This is a genomic window from Rickettsiella endosymbiont of Miltochrista miniata (assembly GCF_964031245.1).
Taxonomy (GTDB): domain Bacteria; phylum Pseudomonadota; class Gammaproteobacteria; order Diplorickettsiales; family Diplorickettsiaceae; genus Aquirickettsiella.
The window spans coordinates 349903-371370 of the sequence record NZ_OZ035017.1; the positions used below are offsets into that span (position 1 = coordinate 349903).

General features: G+C 42.3%; 15 protein-coding genes, 2 tRNA genes and 3 rRNA genes. 14 read left to right on the plus strand and 6 right to left on the minus strand.

Features of this window, described 5'->3' with window-relative positions:
* The first annotated feature begins 2 nt into the window (after positions 1-2).
* Positions 3-935 carry a LysR substrate-binding domain-containing protein gene (locus AAHH40_RS01590; protein WP_342220383.1) on the plus strand — a complete coding sequence of 311 codons (933 nt, stop codon included), beginning with the start codon at positions 3-5 and terminating at the stop codon, positions 933-935.
* Between the two features lie 171 nt (positions 936-1106).
* Here the strand turns inward: AAHH40_RS01590 and rho are convergent, their stop codons facing one another.
* The 4 genes from rho to nagZ form a co-directional block, all read right to left on the minus strand.
* Entirely contained in the window at positions 1107-2363 is a 1257-nt protein-coding gene (rho, locus tag AAHH40_RS01595; RefSeq protein WP_342220384.1) for a transcription termination factor Rho, read from the minus strand.
* A 290-nt stretch (positions 2364-2653) separates the two neighbouring features.
* The gene (trxA, locus tag AAHH40_RS01600) at positions 2654-2989 is read right to left on the minus strand and encodes a thioredoxin TrxA (protein WP_342220385.1); all 336 of its coding nucleotides are present in this window, start codon (positions 2987-2989) and stop codon (positions 2654-2656) included.
* A 162-nt stretch (positions 2990-3151) separates the two neighbouring features.
* Positions 3152-3718 carry a hypoxanthine-guanine phosphoribosyltransferase gene (locus tag AAHH40_RS01605; protein ID WP_342220386.1) on the minus strand — a complete coding sequence of 189 codons (567 nt, stop codon included), beginning with the start codon at positions 3716-3718 and terminating at the stop codon, positions 3152-3154.
* 9 nt (positions 3719-3727) lie between these two features.
* Positions 3728-4753, minus strand: a complete 1026-nt coding sequence (nagZ, locus tag AAHH40_RS01610) for a beta-N-acetylhexosaminidase (RefSeq protein ID WP_342220387.1) — start codon at positions 4751-4753, stop codon at positions 3728-3730.
* A 507-nt stretch (positions 4754-5260) separates the two neighbouring features.
* On the opposite strand from nagZ, the gene AAHH40_RS01615 reads away from it, so the two are divergent.
* The 9 genes from AAHH40_RS01615 (at position 5261) to secF (ending at position 15456) form a co-directional block, all read left to right on the plus strand.
* A 16S ribosomal RNA gene (locus tag AAHH40_RS01615) occupies positions 5261-6821 on the plus strand.
* Positions 6822-7166: 345 nt separating this feature from the next.
* A tRNA-Ile gene (locus AAHH40_RS01620) sits at positions 7167-7243 on the plus strand.
* Positions 7244-7261: 18 nt separating this feature from the next.
* Positions 7262-7337 (plus strand) — tRNA-Ala (locus AAHH40_RS01625).
* Between the two features lie 312 nt (positions 7338-7649).
* Positions 7650-10770 (plus strand): 23S ribosomal RNA (locus AAHH40_RS01630).
* A 224-nt stretch (positions 10771-10994) separates the two neighbouring features.
* A 5S ribosomal RNA gene (rrf, locus tag AAHH40_RS01635) occupies positions 10995-11110 on the plus strand.
* The 16S, 23S and 5S rRNA genes sit together here with 2 tRNA genes alongside, the layout of an rRNA operon.
* Positions 11111-11190: 80 nt before the next feature.
* Positions 11191-12228 (plus strand): tRNA preQ1(34) S-adenosylmethionine ribosyltransferase-isomerase QueA, encoded by a 1038-nt coding sequence (gene queA / locus AAHH40_RS01640; RefSeq protein ID WP_342220388.1) that lies wholly within the window; start codon positions 11191-11193, stop codon positions 12226-12228.
* Between the two features lie 89 nt (positions 12229-12317).
* The gene (gene yajC / locus AAHH40_RS01645) at positions 12318-12653 is read left to right on the plus strand and encodes a preprotein translocase subunit YajC (RefSeq protein WP_342220389.1); all 336 of its coding nucleotides are present in this window, start codon (positions 12318-12320) and stop codon (positions 12651-12653) included.
* A 7-nt stretch (positions 12654-12660) separates the two neighbouring features.
* Positions 12661-14523: a protein translocase subunit SecD gene (secD, locus tag AAHH40_RS01650; RefSeq protein ID WP_342220390.1), complete on the plus strand. Its 1863-nt coding sequence runs from the start codon at positions 12661-12663 to the stop codon at positions 14521-14523.
* Between the two features lie 18 nt (positions 14524-14541).
* The gene (secF, locus tag AAHH40_RS01655) at positions 14542-15456 is read left to right on the plus strand and encodes a protein translocase subunit SecF (protein WP_342220391.1); all 915 of its coding nucleotides are present in this window, start codon (positions 14542-14544) and stop codon (positions 15454-15456) included.
* 16 nt (positions 15457-15472) lie between these two features.
* On the opposite strand, the gene AAHH40_RS01660 is transcribed toward secF, so the two are convergent.
* Positions 15473-16282, minus strand: a complete 810-nt coding sequence (locus AAHH40_RS01660; protein ID WP_342220392.1) for an inositol monophosphatase family protein — start codon at positions 16280-16282, stop codon at positions 15473-15475.
* A 166-nt stretch (positions 16283-16448) separates the two neighbouring features.
* On the opposite strand from AAHH40_RS01660, the gene AAHH40_RS01665 reads away from it, so the two are divergent.
* Both AAHH40_RS01665 and tgt read left to right on the plus strand, forming a co-directional pair.
* Positions 16449-17174 (plus strand): RNA methyltransferase, encoded by a 726-nt coding sequence (locus AAHH40_RS01665; RefSeq protein ID WP_342220393.1) that lies wholly within the window; start codon positions 16449-16451, stop codon positions 17172-17174.
* 16 nt (positions 17175-17190) lie between these two features.
* Positions 17191-18342, plus strand: a complete 1152-nt coding sequence (gene tgt / locus AAHH40_RS01670) for a tRNA guanosine(34) transglycosylase Tgt (RefSeq protein WP_342220394.1) — start codon at positions 17191-17193, stop codon at positions 18340-18342.
* Positions 18343-18384: 42 nt separating this feature from the next.
* Here tgt and AAHH40_RS01675 read toward each other — a convergent pair whose 3' ends face one another.
* Positions 18385-18552: a DUF1328 family protein gene (locus AAHH40_RS01675; RefSeq protein ID WP_342220395.1), complete on the minus strand. Its 168-nt coding sequence runs from the start codon at positions 18550-18552 to the stop codon at positions 18385-18387.
* A gap of 132 nt (positions 18553-18684) precedes the next feature.
* Between AAHH40_RS01675 and acs the strand changes: the two genes are divergently transcribed.
* Both acs and kdsB read left to right on the plus strand, forming a co-directional pair.
* Entirely contained in the window at positions 18685-20685 is a 2001-nt protein-coding gene (gene acs, locus AAHH40_RS01680; protein ID WP_342220396.1) for an acetate--CoA ligase, read from the plus strand.
* The gene (gene kdsB / locus AAHH40_RS01685) at positions 20675-21466 is read left to right on the plus strand and encodes a 3-deoxy-manno-octulosonate cytidylyltransferase (RefSeq protein WP_342220397.1); all 792 of its coding nucleotides are present in this window, start codon (positions 20675-20677) and stop codon (positions 21464-21466) included. Before acs ends, kdsB begins: the two co-directional genes overlap by 11 nt.
* Positions 21467-21468 lie beyond the last annotated feature (2 nt).

The following is a 21468-nucleotide window of genomic DNA, read 5'->3' on the forward strand; positions in this document are numbered from 1 at the left end:
TTATGAATCTGAAAGATCTTAAATATTTATTAGCTTTAGCTGAATATCGCCATTTTGGAAAGGCCGCCAAAGCGTGTTCGGTGAGTCAACCGACCTTAAGTATACAATTAAAAAAATTAGAGCAAGCTTTAGGTGTGCAATTGTTCGAGCGCGGACAAAAAAGAGTTTTAATTACTGCATCAGGTTTGAGTATTGTTGAGCAAGCAAAGCATGTATTGAGCGCGATGAACGAACTCGAGAGATTGGCCAAATTAGCTAGAGATCCATTCTCTGCTGAATTACGTTTAGGACTGATTCCTAGTTTGGGACCTTATCTACTCCCGCATATTTTACCTGCCATCAAGCAGCAATTACCAAAACTAGTGTTATATTTATATGAAGATAAAACGGAGACCCTTTTAACGCAATTGAATCAAGGGAACTTAGATGCCGTTATAGTAGCATTACCGGTTCAGCATAAAGGGATGAGTGTACAAACTTTATTTAAAGAACCTTTTTTTCTGGTTATGCCTATCTCGCATTCATTACATACTACTAAAGAATTGCATTTAAAAGATTTAAATCACGATAATCTCCTGCTATTAGAAGAAGGGCATTGCCTGAGAGAACAGGCATTAGAGGTTTGTAGTAAAAAAAGTAATCTTAAAGAAAAGACGAATTATCGTGCGACGAGTTTAGAAACTTTGCGAAATATGGTGGCGAGTGGCGCGGGAATTACTTTGCTTCCTTTATTAGCTTTAGAAGATCATCCTTTGATAGTCAATAAACCTTTTGCTACTCCTATACCAGAACGAAAAATTGGGATTTTATGGCGTAAAGATAGTGCTTTGGAGCCTTGTTGCAAAAAATTAGCGACACTCATTGAAAATACGCTTCCTGGTGTTATAGCTGATTTAGAAAAACAACTTAAATCAGCTAATATTCTTCGCACTTGAAAATGTTCAAATAATTGGCTCGTCATTGCGAGCGCGAAGCGCGCGGCAATCTAGTTCTACGAAATACGAAACTGTGGATGGCCACGCTCATTACATTCGCTCGCCATGACGGTGACTTTTTTCTCTTGAAGTGCAATGGGTGTAAATCTAGGTTTATATTTGAATAAAAGATTATTTCTTCATTGAATCAAAAAATTCATCATTGGTTTTGGTGTTTTTTAAGCGTTCAATCAAGAATTCCATGGCAGTTACTTCATCCATGGACTGTAAAATTTTCCGTAATATCCACATTTTTTGCAATACATCAGGTTTAGCCAGTAATTCTTCACGTCGGGTACCGGATCGATTTAAATGGATAGCAGGATAAATACGTTTTTCAGCTATTCTTCGATCAAGATGAATTTCCATATTTCCGGTTCCTTTAAACTCTTCATAGATAACATCATCCATTTTTGAACCGGTATCAACTAGTGCGGTTGCGATGATGGTTAAACTACCACCTTCTTCAATATTACGTGCAGCTCCAAAAAAACGTTTCGGTCGTTGTAGTGCATTCGCATCTACACCACCGGTTAATACCTTTCCAGAGGAAGGAATAACGGTATTATAAGCGCGTGCTAAACGGGTGATAGAATCTAATAAAATAACGACATCTTTTTTGTGTTCGACCAATCGCTTCGCTTTTTCGATAACAATTTCTGCCACTTGTACATGCCGTGTTGCAGGCTCATCAAAGGTACTTGCGATGACTTCACCACGAACAGAACGCCGCATATCGGTTACTTCTTCAGGACGCTCGTCAATTAATAAAACGATCAAATAACACTCTGGACAATTGTGCGAAATTGATTGCGCAATATTTTGCATCATCATTGTTTTACCGGCTTTCGGAGGAGATACAATTAAACCTCGTTGTCCTTTTCCGGTTGGGGCAACTAGATCAATAATTCTAGCGGTGATATCTTCTGTACTCCCGTTTCCACGCTCCAGCGTGACTCGTTCGTCGGGAAATAAAGGGGTTAAGTTTTCAAATAGAACTCGATTTTTAGCATTTTCAGGAGCATCAAAATTAATTTCGCTTACTTTGAGTAAAGCAAAATAGCGTTCAGATTCTTTGGGTGGGCGAATTTTTCCTGAAACAGTGTCACCAGTATGGAGATTAAAGCGCCGAATTTGACTAGGGGAGACATAAATGTCATCAGGTCCGGCAAGATAAGATCCTTCTGCAGAACGTAGAAAGCCAAAGCCATCAGGTAATATTTCTAATACACCGTCTCCAGAAATATCTTCTCCTCTTTTTGCTAATGCTTTGAGGATAGAAAAGATCATATCTTTTTTGTGCAGACGCCCTAGGCCGTCTATTTTTAATTCGTCAGCAATGGCAACCAATTCGGCTGGGGAGTTTTTCTTGAGTTCTGTTAAATTCATAGTATTGTTTCTTTCATAAAAGGAAGTGTAAAAAATTGAGTGAATATTAAATATTTAATTGGAATATTAGTATAAAGAATGAGTATCAAGAATTTAGAGAGTGTTAAGTAAATTCATTTTATAATGTTATGTCCGAGTAGAGATACAAATAGTGCTCCTACGCATAGGTTAAAGTAAATGATGCGAAAAAAGTCACCTGAAATCCCAAAAGCAGCATTAGTGCTAGTAGTATTTATCTTAAAGCTTACCTACTTAGAAAAATAATTGCATTGGATAGAATGCATTGGTCTTTAAGCAAGATGTTTATCTAAAAATGCTTCTAACTGTGATTTCGATAAGGCGCCGACTTTGGTTTCTAGTGCCTTTCCATCTTTAAAGAGGATTAATGTAGGAATTCCACGTACGCCATATTTTGCCGGGGTAGAGGCGTTCTCGTCAACATTTAATTTACCAATTTTTATTTTTCCAAGATACTTTGGGGCAAGTTCCTCTAAAATAGGGGCTATCATTTTGCAGGGGCCACACCATTCTGCCCAAAAATCAACGAGTACAGGTGGCGAACCAGCTTGTAATACTTCTTTTTCAAAGGAAGCATCGTTAAGAGTAATAATGGATGAGTTATTCATGGTGAACCTATTTGACCTCAAAAAAAAGTATTTGACAAGTTATACTCTCAGCAATTGGATTTTTGGCAAGACGTCGCGAAAAAAAGCAACCTTAGTTCATACAAGATGCTGAGAATTGCGAGTTGAGCAGCAATAGACAAAAGTTCAAGTTCCAAAAGTATATTATTCATGCTCAGGAGCTACAACGTAAATACCCGGAGCATTCCGTAAGTATCCGTTATAGTCCATCCCATACCCAAAAACAAAACCATGATCCATGGTAATAGCCGTAAAATCTGCGGAGGTTGTGCCTCCCGGTAAACGTTCAGCTTTTTGCTTATCGAGTAAGACCGCGGTATATACCGCGTGTGCCCCCTGCTCATGACAATAATCAACGATGGCTGCTAATGTCAAGCCACCATCTAGAATGTCTTCTATAATCAATATATTACGACCTTTGAGAGACACGCGCGGTTTAGCAATCCAGAGTATTTCCGCTTGCCCAACGGTTTCATGTGAATAGCGAGTAGCATGAACATAGTCGAGTTCTAAAGGAAAATCCAGGCGTGGGAGTAAATTCCCCGCAGGGATAAGACCCCCAATCATAACACATAAGACTACTGGGTTACTTTCACTTAATTTATCGCTAATCGCCTTAGCCATGTTATCCAAACCTTTTTCGATTTCTTCTTTAGTAAAAAGACGAGTCGCTTTTCTTTCGACTTCTTGTATGTGACTTGGAATTAACATGAATGCATCCTAATGTTCGAATAGAGGTTTTAATAGATTGACCGCACTACGCCAAGCGTTGGTTTGCTGTAGGGCGGGGAGCGTTAGTGTGCGACGAGGAAATAATTTTTGCAAGTACTGGGAATTACTAAGTTTAATTAATTCTGGAGAGCGCTCTAAATTTTCCAGCGCTAAAATAGCATCTTTTCGGCAATTACAAACTAATAATCCATCGCACCCTGCTTGCAAAGCAAGTCGTATACGTTCTGAGATAGTTCCCATATGTTGTACGGCTTTCATTGATAAATCATCTGTGAAGATTGCACCCGTAAAGTTCAATTGCTTACGTAAAATAGATTGCAACCAACAGGGTGAAAAACCGCAGGGTAACGGATCAACCTGGCTGTAGACTATATGTGAAGCCATTATGCCATCTAAATAGGGACTTAATTGAGCAAAAGGAATCAAGTCCTGAGCTTCAATAGTTTGATAATCTCTGTCATCTACGGTGAAGTGTGTGTGGGTATCAGCACTGACAGAGCCATGTCCAGGAAAATGTTTACCTACGGAACACATGCCTGCATGGTGCATTCCAGCGATAACGGCTCGTCCTAATTTAGTCACGATAGTAGGGTCACTATGTAATGCGCGTAAACCTATGACTTGATTTAAATTATTATTTAAATCTAAAACGGGTGCAAAACTAAGATCAACGCCCACTGCCAGTAATTCACTTGCTAACAACCAACCGTGGGTTTCTGCGAGCTGAATAGCTTCGTCAGCGTTTTGATCGTAACGAGCGCCAATTAATCCTAAGGCGGGTAGCCGTGTAAATCCTTCTTGAAAACGTTGAACTCTTCCTCCTTCTTGATCAACCGTCAGTAAAAGTCGTTGCTTACTGTGTAGATGAATTTGAGAAATTAAGTTTGTGAGTTGAGAAGTCGATTCAAAATTACGTTGAAAAAAAATAATTCCACCCAATTGAGGATGTTTTATTAGTTCACGTTCTTCAGAGCTTAGTTCTAAGCCTGCTAAATCCAATATAATAGGTCCCATAAAGTTCGCTTAATAAATTTTGCAAATAGGAATAAAAAAACATACTCATTTTTAAGTAAGAATGAATTAATTATAGCACCGATTATATTAGTAATTAATGAACTATTTTTACCTAAAATACGAGAGTTTTCGGTTTTTATAGTGCCAATGGCCATGCCAGTCTAGGAAAACAAACGATTGAAACGAAAAAGTGTGCCAGCGAAATATTTTTAACTAACATTCCGCTTGACAGAAAAAATGTATGATGTAGAATTCGCGAGCTCTTGAGTTTTCGGCTTGAGGGAAAGGATAAAAGCTTAGAAGGGTTTAGGCTAAAAGCTAAACAACGACTAAGAAAAATCTTAAAGAAGTTCATTAACAAAGTAGATGCAGTAAGCAAAGTGTGTGGGCGCTTGGCAAGAGCCGATATGAGGGCTATTAGAAGAAATTTTGATAGTTATAAGTATTAGCAAACCGAGCGCTGAGATTGTGAGAGATCATAATTTGAGTGAGACGGGATTAAACAAAAAAGTGAAGAGTTTGATCCTGGCTCAGATTGAACGCTGGCGGTATGCCTAACACATGCAAGTCGAACGGCAGCACAGTAAAGATTTCGGTCTTTATGGGTGGCGAGTGGCGGACGGGTGAGTAACGCGTAGGAATCTGTCCTGGAGCGTGGGATAACCCGAGGAAACTCGGGCTAATACCACATGATATCGAGAGATCAAAAGCAGGGGACCGAAAGGCCTTGCGCTCTGGGGTGAGCCTACGTCGGATTAGCTAGTTGGTGGGGTAAAGGCCTACCAAGGCGACGATCCGTAGCTGGTCTGAGAGGATGACCAGCCACACTGGGACTGAGACACGGCCCAGACTCCTACGGGAGGCAGCAGTGGGGAATCTTGGACAATGGGGGAAACCCTGATCCAGCGATACCGCGTGTGTGAAGAAGGCCTTCGGGTTGTAAAGCACTTTAGGTGGGGAAGAAAGGTAGTGAGCGAATAACTCATTGCTATGACGGTACCCGCAGAATAAGCACCGGCTAACTCTGTGCCAGCAGCCGCGGTAATACAGAGGGTGCAAGCGTTAATCAGAATGACTGGGCGTAAAGGGCGTGTAGGTGGTTGACTAGGTTTGATGTGAAATCCCCGGGCTTAACCTGGGAATTGCGTCGAAAACGGGTCGACTTGAGTGAGATAGAGGGTTGTGGAATTTCCGGTGTAGCGGTGAAATGCGTAGATATCGGAAAGAACATCAGTGGCGAAGGCGACAACCTGGATCTTAACTGACACTGAGGCGCGAAGGCGTGGGGAGCAAACAGGATTAGATACCCTGGTAGTCCACGCAGTAAACGATGAGAACTGGCTGTGATGTGTAGGGAGCAATCTCTGCATGACGTAGCGAAGCTAACGCGTTAAGTTCTCCGCCTGGGGAGTACGGCCGCAAGGTTAAAACTCAAAGGAATTGACGGGGGCCCGCACAAGCGGTGGAGCATGTGGTTTAATTCGATGCAACCCGAAGAACCTTACCTACCCTTGACATCCTTGGAAGAAGGCAGAGATGCCTTTGTGCCGAAAGGAACCAAGAGACAGGTGCTGCATGGCTGTCGTCAGCTCGTGTCGTGAGATGTTGGGTTAAGTCCCGTAACGAGCGCAACCCTTATCCTTTATTGCCAACAGGTTATGCTGGGAACTTAAGGGAGACTGCCGGTGATAAACCGGAGGAAGGTGGGGACGACGTCAAGTCATCATGGCCTTTATGGGTAGGGCTACACACGTGCTACAATGGGGCGTACAGAGGGAAGCCAACCCGCGAGGGGGAGCCAATCCTTTAAAACGTCTCGTAGTCCGGATTGGAGTCTGCAACTCGACTCCATGAAGTTGGAATCGCTAGTAATCGCGAATCAGCAAGTCGCGGTGAATACGTTCTCGGGCCTTGTACACACCGCCCGTCACACCATGGGAGTGGGTTCTACCAGAAGGCGGTAGATTAACCTCGCAAGAGGGGATCGCCGACCACGGTAAGATTCATGACTGGGGTGAAGTCGTAACAAGGTAGCCGTAGGGGAACCTGCGGCTGGATCACCTCCTTATGAAAATAAGATAATAAACCCTACGCCCAGCGCCCACACACATTGCTTACTCAAACAGGGGAATCGATAGTTTTGTTTGATTTCTGCGTTAGATTGGTTTTTACAATGCTCATGTACTAGCGTGTACACTCCGCTTGTAAAAACCAATCTGCCTTGAACTAAAACAAAACTATCGATTCTTGAATGTAGAGAAAAAAACATAACAGAATTAGAGAAGCGAAGAATTTTATTTGAGTTCGAGGCGGTTTGGCTTTGAGAAGCGGAATGTACTGGAAAGTACATGAGCATCGGAAAAGACGAACCAACGAAGAAATCAAGTAAAAGGCGAGCTTCGTGCAAAATTAAGGGTCTGTAGCTCAGTTGGTTAGAGCACACGCTTGATAAGCGTGGGGTCGGTGGTTCAAGTCCACCCAGACCCACCAGCTTAAGAACTAGAACGAGGGGCCATAGCTCAGCTGGGAGAGCATCGGCTTTGCAAGCCGAGGGTCGTCGGTTCGATCCCGACTGGCTCCACCAAGAATACAGGCCCAGAAAGAATTTAGAGAATATAAGGAAGAGAAGGAAAAAATAATAAGAAGCCAGGAAGGTAAAAGGAGATCGTAGTCGTCTTTGGCGGCTATAGAGAAGTTCATTAACAAAACAGAAATCTGTAAGAAGGCGCGAAGATATAAAAGAAGTAAAATTTTTTTATGATCTTCCAAGAATGAAATAATGAAGTTGTTGTAAAACAATTTCAGGGTATGTTGCATTCAGCGAAAAGAACCAGAAAGAGAGGGATCCAACGAGTCAAAGCTTGCAAGCTTTTAAGAGTAACGAGTTGGGTTCTCAAATCAAGTAAAGAAGCGCAGAAGGTGAATGCCTTGGCAGTCGAAGGCGAAGAAAGACGTGGAAGCCTGCGAAAAGCTTCGGGGAGTTGGCAAACAAGCTTTGATCCGGAGATATCTGAATGGGGAAACCCGATCTATTTTATATAGGTCATTGTTAACTGAATACATAGGTTAACAAAGCGAACCGAGGGAACTGAAACATCTAAGTACCTCGAGGAAAAGAAATCAAATGAGATTCTGCAAGTAGCGGCGAGCGAACGTGGAAGAGCCTTCACGAGCTAGTTAATAGGTTAGCCAAAAGGTCTGGAAAGGCCTGCCATAGAGGGTGAAAGCCCCGTCGGCGAAAATCTGTTAATGAGACTAAGCGTGAAAACAAGTAGGGCGGGACACGAGAAATCCTGTTTGAAGATGGGGGGACCATCCTCCAAGGCTAAATACTCTCGACTGACCGATAGTGAACCAGTACCGTGAGGGAAAGGCGAAAAGAACCCCGGTGAGGGGAGTGAAATAGAACCTGAAACCGTCTGCGTACAAGCAGTAGGAGCTCCGCACTTAAATTACTTTGTAGACCAGTTAATAGAGATATGAAACTGAAAAATAAAGAAGACTATTAGGGTAATAATAAAAAATAAGATTGAAGATTATTGTCTTAGATAGTACACAGAGTAATTAAAGTGCGGAGTGACTGCGTACCTTTTGTATAATGGGTCAGCGAGTGACTTTTAGTGGCAAGCTTAACCGAATAGGGTAGGCGAAGGGAAACCGAGTCTGAATAGGGCGTTGAGTCGCTAGGAGTCGACCCGAAACCGAGCGAGCTAGCCATGTCCAGGGTGAAGCTTGGGTAACACTAAGTGGAGGCCCGAACCCACATCTGTTGCAAAAGATGGGGATGAGGTGTGGCTAGGAGTGAAAGGCTAAACAAGCTCGGAGATAGCTGGTTCTCCTCGAAAGCTATTGAGGTAGCGCCTCGTGTTAACGACTAGGGGGTAGAGCACTGTTTCGGTAAGGGGGTCATCCCGACTTACTGAGCCGATGCAAACTTCGAATACCTAGTTCGTGATGCACGGGAGACACACGGCGGGTGCTAACGTCCGTCGTGAAAAGGGAAACAACCCAGATCACCTGCTAAAGTCCCAAAAGTTAGGTTAAGTGTGAAACGTAGTGGAAAGGTTTAAACAGCCAGGAGGTTGGCTTAGAAGCAGCCATCCTTTAAAGAAAGCGTAATAGCTCACTGGTCGAATCGGTCTGCGCGGAAGAATGAACGGGGCTCAAACCTAATACTGAAGCAGTGAATGTCATTGATTTACGAATCGATGATGTGGTAGAGGAGCGTTCGGTAAGCCGTTGAAGGTGACCTGTAAAGGTTGCTGGAGGTATCCGAAGTGCGAATGCTGACATGAGTAACGATAATGCGGGTGAAAACCCCGCACGCCGAAAGTCCCAGGATTCCTGCGCAACGGTAATCGACGCAGGGTGAGTCGGCCCCTAAGGCGAGGCGGAAACGCGTAGTCGATGGGAAACAGGTTAAAATTCCTGTACTTTTATAGACTGTGATGGGAGGACGAAGAAGGCTAGATTAGCCGGAGACTGGTAGTTCCGGTTTAAGCGTGTAGAGAGAATCTCTAGGAAAATCCGGAGGTTCATTAATCTCGAGGCGTGATGACGAGTTGTTAACCTCGGTTAACGATGAAGTAATTGATGCCCTGCTTCCAGGAAAACTCTCTAAACTTCAGGTCTATAGGAACCGTACCGCAAACCGACACAGGTGGACAGGTAGAGAATACTAAGGCGATGAGATAACTTGGGTGAAGGAACTAGGCAAATTGGCACCGTAACTTCGGGAGAAGGTGCACCTTTTTTGGTGATTGGGTTTACCCCAAAAGCTGAGGGAGGTTGAAATAATCAGGTGGTTGCGACTGTTTACCAAAAACACAGCACTCTGCGAACTCGAAAGAGGAAGTATAGGGTGTGACGCCTGCCCGGTGCCGGAAGGTTAATTGAAGTGGTTAACTTGCGCTGAGATGGCTTTTGAAATTGAATTAGAGAGAAGAATAATTCGAAGAGAAAGATCAAAAGTCATGTCAGCGCAGGTGAAGCTGCGGATCGAAGCCCCGGTAAACGGCGGCCGTAACTATAACGGTCCTAAGGTAGCGAAATTCCTTGTCGGGTAAGTTCCGACCTGCACGAATGGCGTAACGACAGCCACACTGTCTCCACCCAAGGCTCAGTGAAATTGAAATCGCTGTGAAGATGCAGCGTACCCGCGGCAAGACGGAAAGACCCCGTGCACCTTTACTACAGCTTTACACTGGACTTTGAATTTAACTGTGTAGAATAGGTGGGAGGCGTTGAAGCGAGTTCGCTAGAATTCGTGGAGCCGAGAAGTGAAATACCACCCTGTTAAAGTTGAAGTTCTAACCTAGGGCCCTGAACGGGCTTGGGGACAGTGTATGGTGGGTAGTTTGACTGGGGCGGTCTCCTCCTAAAGAGTAACGGAGGAGCACGAAGGTACCCTCAGCGCGGTCGGACATCGCGCATTGCGTGTAATGGCACAAGGGTGCTTGACTGCGAGACAAACACGTCGAGCAGGTGCGAAAGCAGGTCATAGTGATCCGGTGGTTCCGAATGGAAGGGCCATCGCTTAACGAATAAAAGGTACGCCGGGGATAACAGGCTGATACCGCCCAAGAGTTCATATCGACGGCGGTGTTTGGCACCTCGATGTCGGCTCATCACATCCTGGGGCTGAAGCAGGTCCCAAGGGTATGGCTGTTCGCCATTTAAAGTGGTACGCGAGCTGGGTTCAGAACGTCGTGAGACAGTTCGGTCCCTATCTGCCGTGGGCGCTGGAGATTTGAGAGGAGCTACGCCTAGTACGAGAGGACCGGCGTGGAGGTACCGCTGGTGGTCCGGTTGTTTCGCCAGAAGCATAGCCGGGTAGCTACGTACCGACAGGATAACCGCTGAAAGCATCTAAGCGGGAAGCCTCCCTCAAGATAAGATCTCCCGAGGATTTATTCCTCCTAAAGGTCCGTTGAAGACGACGACGTAGATAGGTGGGGTGTGTAAGTGCAGCAATGTATTGAGCTAACCCATACTAATTGACCGTGAGGCTTGATTTGAGAATCCAACTGGTTATTCTTAGTGAATACACTGGATACACTGAATCAGCATATCCAACACTTTTTACAGATTTTTTGTTTTAATAAGCATTATTTAAGAATTATTTTCGTCATTGCGAGGGTATAGAAACCCTCGTCATTGCGAGCACCGAAGGTGCGCGGCAATCCAACTAGATGGCCACGCTCACTAACGTGAGCTCGCCATGACGGAAATTAAAAGAATGCCTGGCGACCTTAGCGAGTAGGTCCCACCTGATCCCATTCCGAACTCAGACGTGAAACTACTCTGCGCCAATGATACTTTGGGGTTCCCCCATGGGAAAGTAGGGCATCGCCAGGCTACTGTATAGCACCAAAAAACCCGCTTTCCGCGGGTTTTTTCTTTATAATCGGCGTCTTTTATTTTTTTATTTGTACTTTATGTTACAAACTCAATATAAACTAGAAGATTTCTCTTATGAACTTCCTGAAAAACTAATAGCGCACTATCCATCGACGCAGCGGACCGATAGTCGTTTACTTTGTTTGAATAAAAGCAAGGGCGATCTTGAACATAAAAAATTTATAGACATATTAAATGTTATACATCCAGGTGATTTGCTAGTTTTAAATAATACGCAAGTTATCCCTGCGCGCTTGTTCGCAAACAAAACGACGGGTGGCAAGGTGGAAATCTTGATTGAGCGAATTTTAGATAAAAAACGACTTTTAGCGCAATTAAAATCAAGTAAGCCACTGAAGCTAGGAACGAAACTAATATTAGAAAATGGTGTGAGCTTGGCAATATCCACTAGAGTGGAAAATATATTTGAATTGATTTTTCTGGTGGAAGTGCCTTCTGTTTTAGAGCTATTAAATAAAATAGGCCATATCCCATTACCCCCGTATATACAAAGAGCGGATGAGTTATTTGATTGGGAGCGCTATCAAACTGTATTTGCATCCACACCGGGTGCAATTGCCGCACCAACAGCCGGTTTACATTTTGATGAAGACTTGTTAGCGCAACTAAAAGCTAAGGGAGTGAATATTGCTTATATTACGTTACACGTCGGCGCTGGAACTTTTCAGCCTATTCGCAGTGCCCGTCTTGAAGATCATCATATGCATAATGAGCATGTGACCGTATCGGAAGCAGTTTGTGAACAAATAAGCTTAGCTAAACAAAATAATAAGCGCGTTATAGCAGTAGGAACAACAACGGTCAGGAGTTTAGAGACCGCGGCTTTACATGGTCAAATAGAACCATTTGCCGGAGACACACGTCTTTTTATTTATCCAGGTTTTGAGTTCCGCTGTATCGACGCCTTAATTACCAATTTCCATTTGCCACAATCCACTTTACTGATGTTAGTGTGTGCTTTTGCTGGCTATGAGAAGGTTATGCATGCTTATCGTCTAGCCATTCAGGGTGGATATCGATTTTTTAGCTATGGCGATGCCATGTGGATTAGTTAAAGAGAATTTTCAACGCACAAAATTTGCGAATAGGCAACGAACCAGGTAAATTGCTTGGCTTAATATCATGATTCCCTCAGGAGAAAAGTATGAGTTTTTTTATCACTGATGTGTTGGCGCAATCATCCGCTACTTCTGTAGCCCCTCAAGCGAATGGATATTCTCAAATTTTAATTTTATTGGGCTTTGTCGTTATTTTTTACTTGTTATTATGGCGGCCACAAGCGAAACGCGCGAAGGAGCATCGCCAATTAATGGCTAGCTTGGCGATAGGCGATGAAGTGACGACTACCGGCGGAATAGTGGGTAAGATTACTCGACTCAATGATGATTTAATTAGCCTAAAAGTTGCAGAAAACGTGGAAATTAATATACAAAAAGCGGCTGTTTCTAGTGTATTACCTAAAGGGACTATAAAGTCTTAAATCATTTATGCTCAATAAATATCCTCTCTGGAAAAATAGTTTATTACTGGTGTTGTTGATACTTGGCTTTATTTATGCAGCACCTAATCTTTTTCCAGAGCAGCCTGCGGTACAAATTTCTCCTGCTACCGCGATAATGCATGTGAATCTCGAAGATTTACAAGCTAAAGTCAATGCATTGATTAAAGCAGTACAGATTTCTCCGGTTAGTGAAGAGCTTAATCAGCAAACGCTTTTACTGCGATTCAATAACACCGACACCCAGCTTAAAGCCAAAGATATTTTATCCTCTGCATTGGGTGATGATTATACCGTAGCGGTTAATTTATTGTCATCGACACCGCGCTGGATGCAGGCTATCGGCGCATCCCCGATGAAGCTTGGACTGGATCTACGCGGTGGTGTACATTTTGCTTTAGAAGTCGATATTAATAATCTTATTGCGCAACGCATGCAAGGCTTAGCAAAAAATATTAGTGAAAATCTTCAACAAGCGCGTATTCGTTATTTGGAATTAACACCCAAAGAAAAGCAATTATCTATTTTATTCAGAGATATAAGCAGCTTAACTAAAGCCAAAAGTTTATTGCAACAACAATTTCCGGCATTTGATTTTGCCGAGGCAACTGACAATCCCAAACAGCTTGTCGTCGTTTGGTCAAATCAAGGACTCAATAGTTTACGGCAACTGGCTATCGACCAAACTATTAATACGTTACGAAATCGAATTAACGAGTTGGGAGTTGCTGAACCGATCGTTCAACAACAAGGGAGCAATAGAATTTTAGTCGATTTACCTGGTGTTCAGGATATTGCAAGGGCTCAGCAAATTTTAGGTGGGACAGCGACCATAGAATTTCGTTTAGTGGATACGCACCATGATCCGCAGCTCGCGCAAACAAATAATGCAGCACCTGCAGGTTCACAATTATATCAATATGAAAATCAACCGGTATTATTGAACAAGCAAGTTATTTTAACAGGCAATTCAATTACCGATGCTTCAACTAGCTTTGATGAATCGGGACGATCCGCGGTAAGTATTAGCTTGGGAGGAGGCGGAGAAAGTTATTTTCATCAGGTGACGGGTGAAAACGTGGGTAAGCCGCTGGCTATTGTGTATGTGGAAACTAAAAGCAGTGTAAAAGTGGTGAATGGAAAAATGACTCATATTCCGCGTAAAGTGGAACGAATTATTAGTATTGCTAGAATTCAGACCGCACTTCCACCTAATTTTCAAGTAACAGGATTAACGAATCCACAAGAAGCCTTAAACTTATCCCTATTATTACGTGCGGGTGCATTACCGGCACCCATTTACGTGGTTGAACAACGCACCATAGGCCCACAATTAGGTGCAGAGAACATCCACAAAGGAATTATCTCTATTGTGGTAGGATTTATTTTAGCTGTTGTGTTTATGGCTATTTATTATGGAGTATTTGGTGTCATTGCAGATATAGCCTTAGCGCTTAATTTGGTTTTATTAGTTGCCTTATTATCCCTATTGGGTATGACGTTAACCTTACCCGGTATGGCGGGGATCGTGCTAACCGTTGGTATGGCAGTTGATGCTAATGTCTTAATATTTGAACGTATTCGTGAAGAATTACGCAATGGTGTGTCACCACAATCGAGTATTCATGCAGGTTATGATCGTGCATTAATTACTATTATTGATGCCAACGTGACAACCTTAATTGTGGCATTAATATTATTTGGTGTTGGTACAGGCTCGATCAAAGGATTTGCAGTAACTTTAACCATAGGGTTACTCACCTCAATGTTAACCGGGATCATGATAACTAGAGCCTTGATCAATGCATGTTATGGGGGACGTCCTCTAAAACGTTTGCCGATTGGTATTTAGTTTTAAAGAGTAAAAGCTGTGGAATTTTTTAAAAAACAAACCCATATAAATTTTTTAGGCTTACGTCGCTGGGCGGTGGGTTTATCTTTACTATTAATTATTATTTCTGCGGCATCCTTAATCACTAAAGGTTTACGTTGGGGTTTAGATTTTACCGGTGGTAGCCAATTACAAGTCTCTTTTAATCACACTGCAGATATACCTTTGTTAAGGAAACAATTAATGGCATCTGGATTTAAAGATATCCTAGTGCAAAGTTACGGAACTTCACGTGATGTATTGATAAGTTTGGCATCTCATCAACAGACTACGCAACATGATTTAAGTGCACAAATTATAAAAGCTTTACCAGGTGCTCAATTAAAACAAATCGAATATATAGGTCCTCAAGTAGGGCGAGAGCTAGCTACGCAAGGTGCGCTCGCTGTTTTTATCGCATTATTAGGTATCATGATTTATATCGCGCTGCGTTTTGAGTATCGTTTTGCAGTCGGAGCAGCTATAGCATTGATTCATGATCCTATCGTTATTTTAGGTATTTTTTCTTTATTTGGTATTGAATTCAATTTGACGGCATTAGCGGCTATTTTAGCGGTGATTGGTTACTCATTGAACGATACGATTGTTATCTTTGATCGAATTCGAGAAAACTTTCGTAAGCTACGTAAGGGCACTGCAGTCGAAGTGGTCAATCTATCTATTAACCAAACCTTGTCGCGGACTATCATGACATCGGCAACGACGTTACTCGTTGTGCTTTCGCTGTGTATTTTTGGTGGAACGATGATACATAGTTTTGCTTTAGCATTGGTAATAGGAATCGTGGTAGGAACTTATTCGTCGATTTATGTGGCAGGAACTATCGCAGTGGCATTAGGTCTCGACCGACGTAATTTTTTACCTCCAGTAAAAAGTGTCGATGATAGACCTTAACTCAATGCAACTATGACTAGCTTTTTTGACTAATTGCCTGAAGCAATAAAGGACAGAGTTTAGGATTTGCTACCATAATATGGCCGGTTGTGAAATAATTTTCACCGCCTTTTATATCACAGGCTATTCCACCGGCTTCTTGAACCAGCAAAACACCCGCAGCCATATCCCAGGGAGCGAGCTCAAGCTCTAAAGCAGCATCTAAACGCCCAGCGGCAACATAGGCTAAATCTAACGCCGCCGATCCCGTTCTGCGTATACCACTGGCTTGTGACATCATGGCGCGTAAGGCCTCTTTATCAATAGATGCAGTCAGTGTGTTAAAGCCACGGCTAGGAATCGAGATTCCTATTAAGGATTCTGGAATACTGGAACGTGCACTGACACGTAAACGACGTGTGTAGCGTTGTGTATTATCTAAATAAGCACCTTGTCCTCGTGTTGCGGTAAAGGTTTCTTGGCGTAATGGGTCATAGATCAAGGCATGTTCAATTCGATTTTTCTCATTATCTTTAATAGCAATCGAAACGGCAAAATGTGGAAAATCATGCACATAATTACAGGTTCCATCGAGCGGATCAATAATCCAAGTGTATTTATCACCGTTAATGGGTTCGCTTTCTTCAGCAAGTATTCCGTGACTGGGGTAGGCATCTTGGATAGTAGCGATAATGATTTTTTCCGCTTTTAGATCAATTTCAGTGACAACACCGCGATTGTCCTGTTTTTGTTGCATACGCAGTCGGTCTAAGCGGTTTAAACCATCTAAAATAGTTTTTCCTGCCAGACGGGCAGCGCGATCGGCGATATTTAAGAAAGGGTGCATGGATATTGATGATAGAGTGAAAACTAATACTATATTTTTAAAAGTGTAAGAATGATACCATAGCTTATGCCTCTAAAATATCTTTAGATGCAGCTCATCTTCATATGCAACGAATAAAGGATAGAAATTATAAAAAACCTGCGTCGAAAGGTTTATAGGTAAAACCATGCCACTTTCTCAAACTCGGATCGTTCTCGTTAATACCACCGATCCTGGCAATATTGGAGCTACCGCCCGTGCGATGAAAACCATGGGTCTAAAACAGCTTTATCTGGTTGAACCTAAGTCCTTTCCACATGTGAATGCATCGGTACGAGCGAGTAATGCGATTGACGTGTTGGCTGAAGCAACAGTCGTGGATGATTTAGCGGTAGCACTCCAGGATTGTCATTTAGTATTTGGTACCAGTACGCGTATTCGCGAACTCAATTGGGTTTCTCTAACTGCCCGAGCGGCAGCCGAGAAAATAGCGATTAAATCCAAACAGAAAGTAGCCATAGTTTTTGGGCGTGAACGATGCGGTCTGACCAATAAAGAGTTACAACAATGTCATTTTCAAATTAATATCCCAGCGAATCCTGATTATAGTTCCCTAAACTTAGCGGCTGCCGTGCAAATTGTCTGTTATGAATTACGCATGGCTTTTTTGCAGCAGGAAAACAAGATTGAAGAAAAAGCTATCCTGCTCGCAGATGTCCAACAACAGGAATATTTTTATCAACATTTACAGGGCATACTGAATAAAATTGAATTTTTAAAGCCGCTGCGTAGCCAACAAATTATGGATAGATTACGGCGCTTATTTAGCCGATCCGAATTAGATGAAACCGAAGTGAAAATTTTGCGAGGAATATTAAGCACTATTGAAAAAAAATTAACTTCCAAGTCATAAATCTTGTCTATTTTTCATGAATAATAAATTTCACTGCCAACTCATCAAATCGAGCAAAAATTGTAATGCTCGAGTCACCAAAATAACTACAGCGCATGGAGATGTGTTAACGCCTGCTTTTATGCCCGTGGGAACACGAGCATTTGTTAATCATATGACACCTCATGATCTGATAGATGCAGGTTCGCAAATTATCTTAGGTGGTAATACTTACCATATGTTACTCAACCCTGGCATGGAGGTTATTTTAGCCAGCGGAGGAATGCATCGTTTAATGGCTTGGGATGGACCTATGTTAACCGACAGCGGCGGTTTCCAAGTATTTAGCTTGTCTAAAAACGCCAAAATTTGTCGTATTGATGCGGATGGGGCACATTTTAAACATCCTATTACTGGGAAAGTGATCCATTTGACACCCAAAAGCTCTATCGAGGCGCAAAGAATTATTGGCGCGGATATCATCATGGCGTTTGATGAATGTACACCTGAAAAAGGTGGTAGAGATGCTGCATTAGCGGCGATGGATCGCACGCATCGTTGGTTATTAGCATCCAAAGAAGCCTATCTCGCTTCAGATTCAGTTTATGGTCATCAACAAGCTTTATTTGGAATAATTCAAGGTGGAAGCTTTAGGGATCTTCGCGAATTGAGTGCGCAATTTATTTTAGCAGCGCAACTGGATGGTATTGCCATCGGTGGAGAAGTGATTGGTTTTGATATGCAAAAAACCGCTGAAGTCATCGATTGGGTTCGGCCTTTGTTACCCGACGATAAAGTTCGTTATACCATGGGTGTAGGGCTGAATCCGCAAGATCTTATTGATGTGGCCGCTAAGGGAATTGATTTATTTGATTGTGTCGCACCGACGCGCAATGCACGACATGGTGCGCTTTATCACGGAAATATTATCAAAAAAGGGAATTGGCTAGAATTTATCAGTGAAAAAAATCAATCAAGAATATTGATTAAAAAATCCATTTACGCGAAAGATGAAAACCCTATTTTAGCAGGGTGTTTATGCTATACTTGTCGGCATTTTACTCGCGCCTATTTACATTTTTTATTTAAACAAGGATCGTCTCTTTATAATCAGCTGGCATGCATACATAACATACACATCATGCACGATGTTTGTGAACAAATTCGATGTTTAATCTCTGATGAATAAGTGACAATAGTTTTATTTTAGCAAAATGCCAGCGATATTTTTTTATCGATGTCTTCGAAATAACATCGTTACAAATGCAATGATGGCTAATATGATGAATATAAAAAAGATGATTTTTGCAACGCCTGCCGCTACGGCAAAAACACCGGTAAATCCAATAATGGCGGCAATGATAGCAATAGCTAGAAAGATAAATGCCCACGCTAACATAATACTTCTCCTCTATTTAAATTGGCTTAAGCTTTAAGGTTAGTTGATGAATCCAGTAGTCGCAAGTGGCGATAGTCATTCTTAGAAAAGTGTCGTCATATTTTGGTCGTTTTGACAACAGGAGTATAAAATATGTCTAGAAACGAATCGCAAACAATAGATTCTGTCTTAAACGAAATCAAGGTTTATCCTCCGTCAAAAAAGTTTTCCGATCAAGCGACGATAAAATCTATGGCCCAATATGACGAGATTTATCGTTATTCTATGCAACAACCCGAACAATTTTGGGCTAACATCGCCGGCGAATTACATTGGATGCAAGCTTGGAAAAAGGTATTAACTTGGCAGGAACCGTATGCAAAATGGTTTGAAGCAGGTAAAACCAATCTGTCTTATAATTGCCTGGATCGACATCTGGAACAATATGCAGAAAAAACCGCGTTGATCTGGCAGGGCGAACCAGAAGAAGCACGTCAATTTACTTATAAAGAATTACATGAAGCGGTTTGCCAATTTTCTAACGGGTTAAAAAAATTAGGCGTAAAAAAAGGCGATTGCATCACACTGTATATGCCTTTAATACCTGAGCTCATCATTGCCGTTTTAGCTTCTGCGCGCTTAGGGTGCATACATAATGTCGTATTTGGTGGTTACTCGGTACAGGCTTTAGACACACGTATTCAAGATTCAAAATCTAAATTTGTGATTACTGCGGATGGTGGCTATCGACGCGGTAAGATCATCCCACTTAAACAAGTGATGGATGAAGCCTTACTCAGTTGCCCGTTAGTAGAAAAGGTGATTATTTATCAACGCACGCATGCTGAAATTCCTTTAAAAGCCGATCGTGATGTTTGGTGGCATGACGTGATAGCGGGAGTTAACGAAAACTGTCCTGCTGAGCCTATGGATAGTGAAGATACGCTTTTTATTCTTTATACTTCGGGTTCTACTGGTGTACCGAAAGGGATTTTTCATTCCACTGGCGGCTATATGGTAGGCGCTTATTATACTTCCAAGATAGTGTTTGATTTAAAACCAGAGGATGTTTACTGGTGTACGGCCGATGTGGGTTGGATCACCGGCCACACTTATGTAGTTTATGGACCATTATTGAATGCGGCAACCGTACTTATCTATGAAGGAGCGCCTGACTGGCCTAAACCGGATCGTTTTTGGCAGTTGATCGAAGCCTACCGAGTCAGCATTTTTTATACGGCTCCGACAGCGATACGTTCATTTATGAAATGGGGTAATGAATGGATAGATAAAAAAGATTTATCCAGCTTAAGATTGTTAGGCAGTGTCGGTGAGCCATTAAATCCAGAAGCTTGGGTTTGGTATTTTGAAAAAATTGGTAACAAACGCTGTCCCATTGTTGATACCTGGTGGCAAACCGAGACCGGATCCATAATGATTGCACCACTCCCTGGAGCAACGCCGACTAAACCCGGTTCCGTTGCCAAACCCTTACCCGGTGTGGAAGTGGACATTGTGGATCCCGCGACCGGACTTCGAGTCGAGCAAGGCAAAGGAGGCGCGTTGGTCATTCGTCGACCCTGGCCGAGTATGTTACGCGGTATTTGGAATGATCCAAAACGATATAAGGAACAATATTGGAGTAAAGTTCCGCATGCTTATTTCTCTGGCGATAGTGCTCATTATGATGAACAAAATTATATTTGGATTATGGGACGTACTGATGACGTCATTAAAGTATCTGGACATCGTTTAGGATCAGCCGAAATTGAGGCCGCTTTAGATAGTTATCCAGCAGTTGCTGAATCTGCGGTGGTACCTATTCCGGATAAAACAACCGGGCAGGCTATCGTTGCTTTCGTTGTACTCAATGATGCCGAACAACCATCGCCAATATTAAAAACAAATATTATGAATCAAGTTCGCAGCACTATTGGCGCTCTAGCACTGCCTAAACGCTTAATTTTTACAGTGGCTTTACCAAAAACGCGTTCTGGGAAAATTATGCGCCGCTTATTACAAGATATTGCTGTGAACCGTCAAATTGAACAGGATACCTCGACATTAGAAGATTTCTCAGTGCTTAAACAAATACAAGAACAGCAAATACAAGAAAAACAAAACGGAGAATCAAGTAATCATTATGCAGAGTAAAAATATTATAGTTATTCCCGCGCGATATAATTCAGGTCGTTTTCCAGGAAAGCCATTAAAGTTGGTTAAAGGCCATAGTTTAATCTATCGAGTTTGGTCTATTGCTAAGACTATTAAGCATGTTGATGAAGTCTATATAGCAACCGATCATGCCGATATTCAAACTCACGCTTTAGGTTTTGGCGCTAAAGTATTGATGACGGGAGAACATAGCAATGGCACAGAACGTAGTTTTGCCGCGCTTTCTTTATTAGAAAATAAACCGGATATTATTTTGAACTTACAGGGAGACGCGGTGTTAACGCCGCCCTGGATTATTCAGGATTTAATCGATGCCATGATCGCTAATGCGCAGTTAGAAATAACTACACCGGCTACGCTCATTAATAGAGAGCAATATTCTGTAATGGAAAAGCTTAAATCAAAAGGTGAAGTTGGTGGAACCATGGTCGTTTGTGATAAAGATTTAAATGCTATGTATTTTTCTAAAAGTATGATTCCCTATTTAAGAGATGATCAGATAAAATCGCCGCTGCTCTATCGACATATTGGACTATATGCTTATCGATACTCAGCATTAAAAACCTATGTGTCGTTACCCTCGACTCCTTTAGAAAAATTGGAAGGCTTAGAACAATTGCGAGTACTAGAAAATGGCAAACCGATACGTGTGGTTATCGTGGATTATAAAGGACACACGCATGCTTCTATAGATAGCCCAGAAGATGTTCTTCGCGTTGAAAAGTTAATAGACACAGAAGGCGAATTAGTTCCCCTATAATC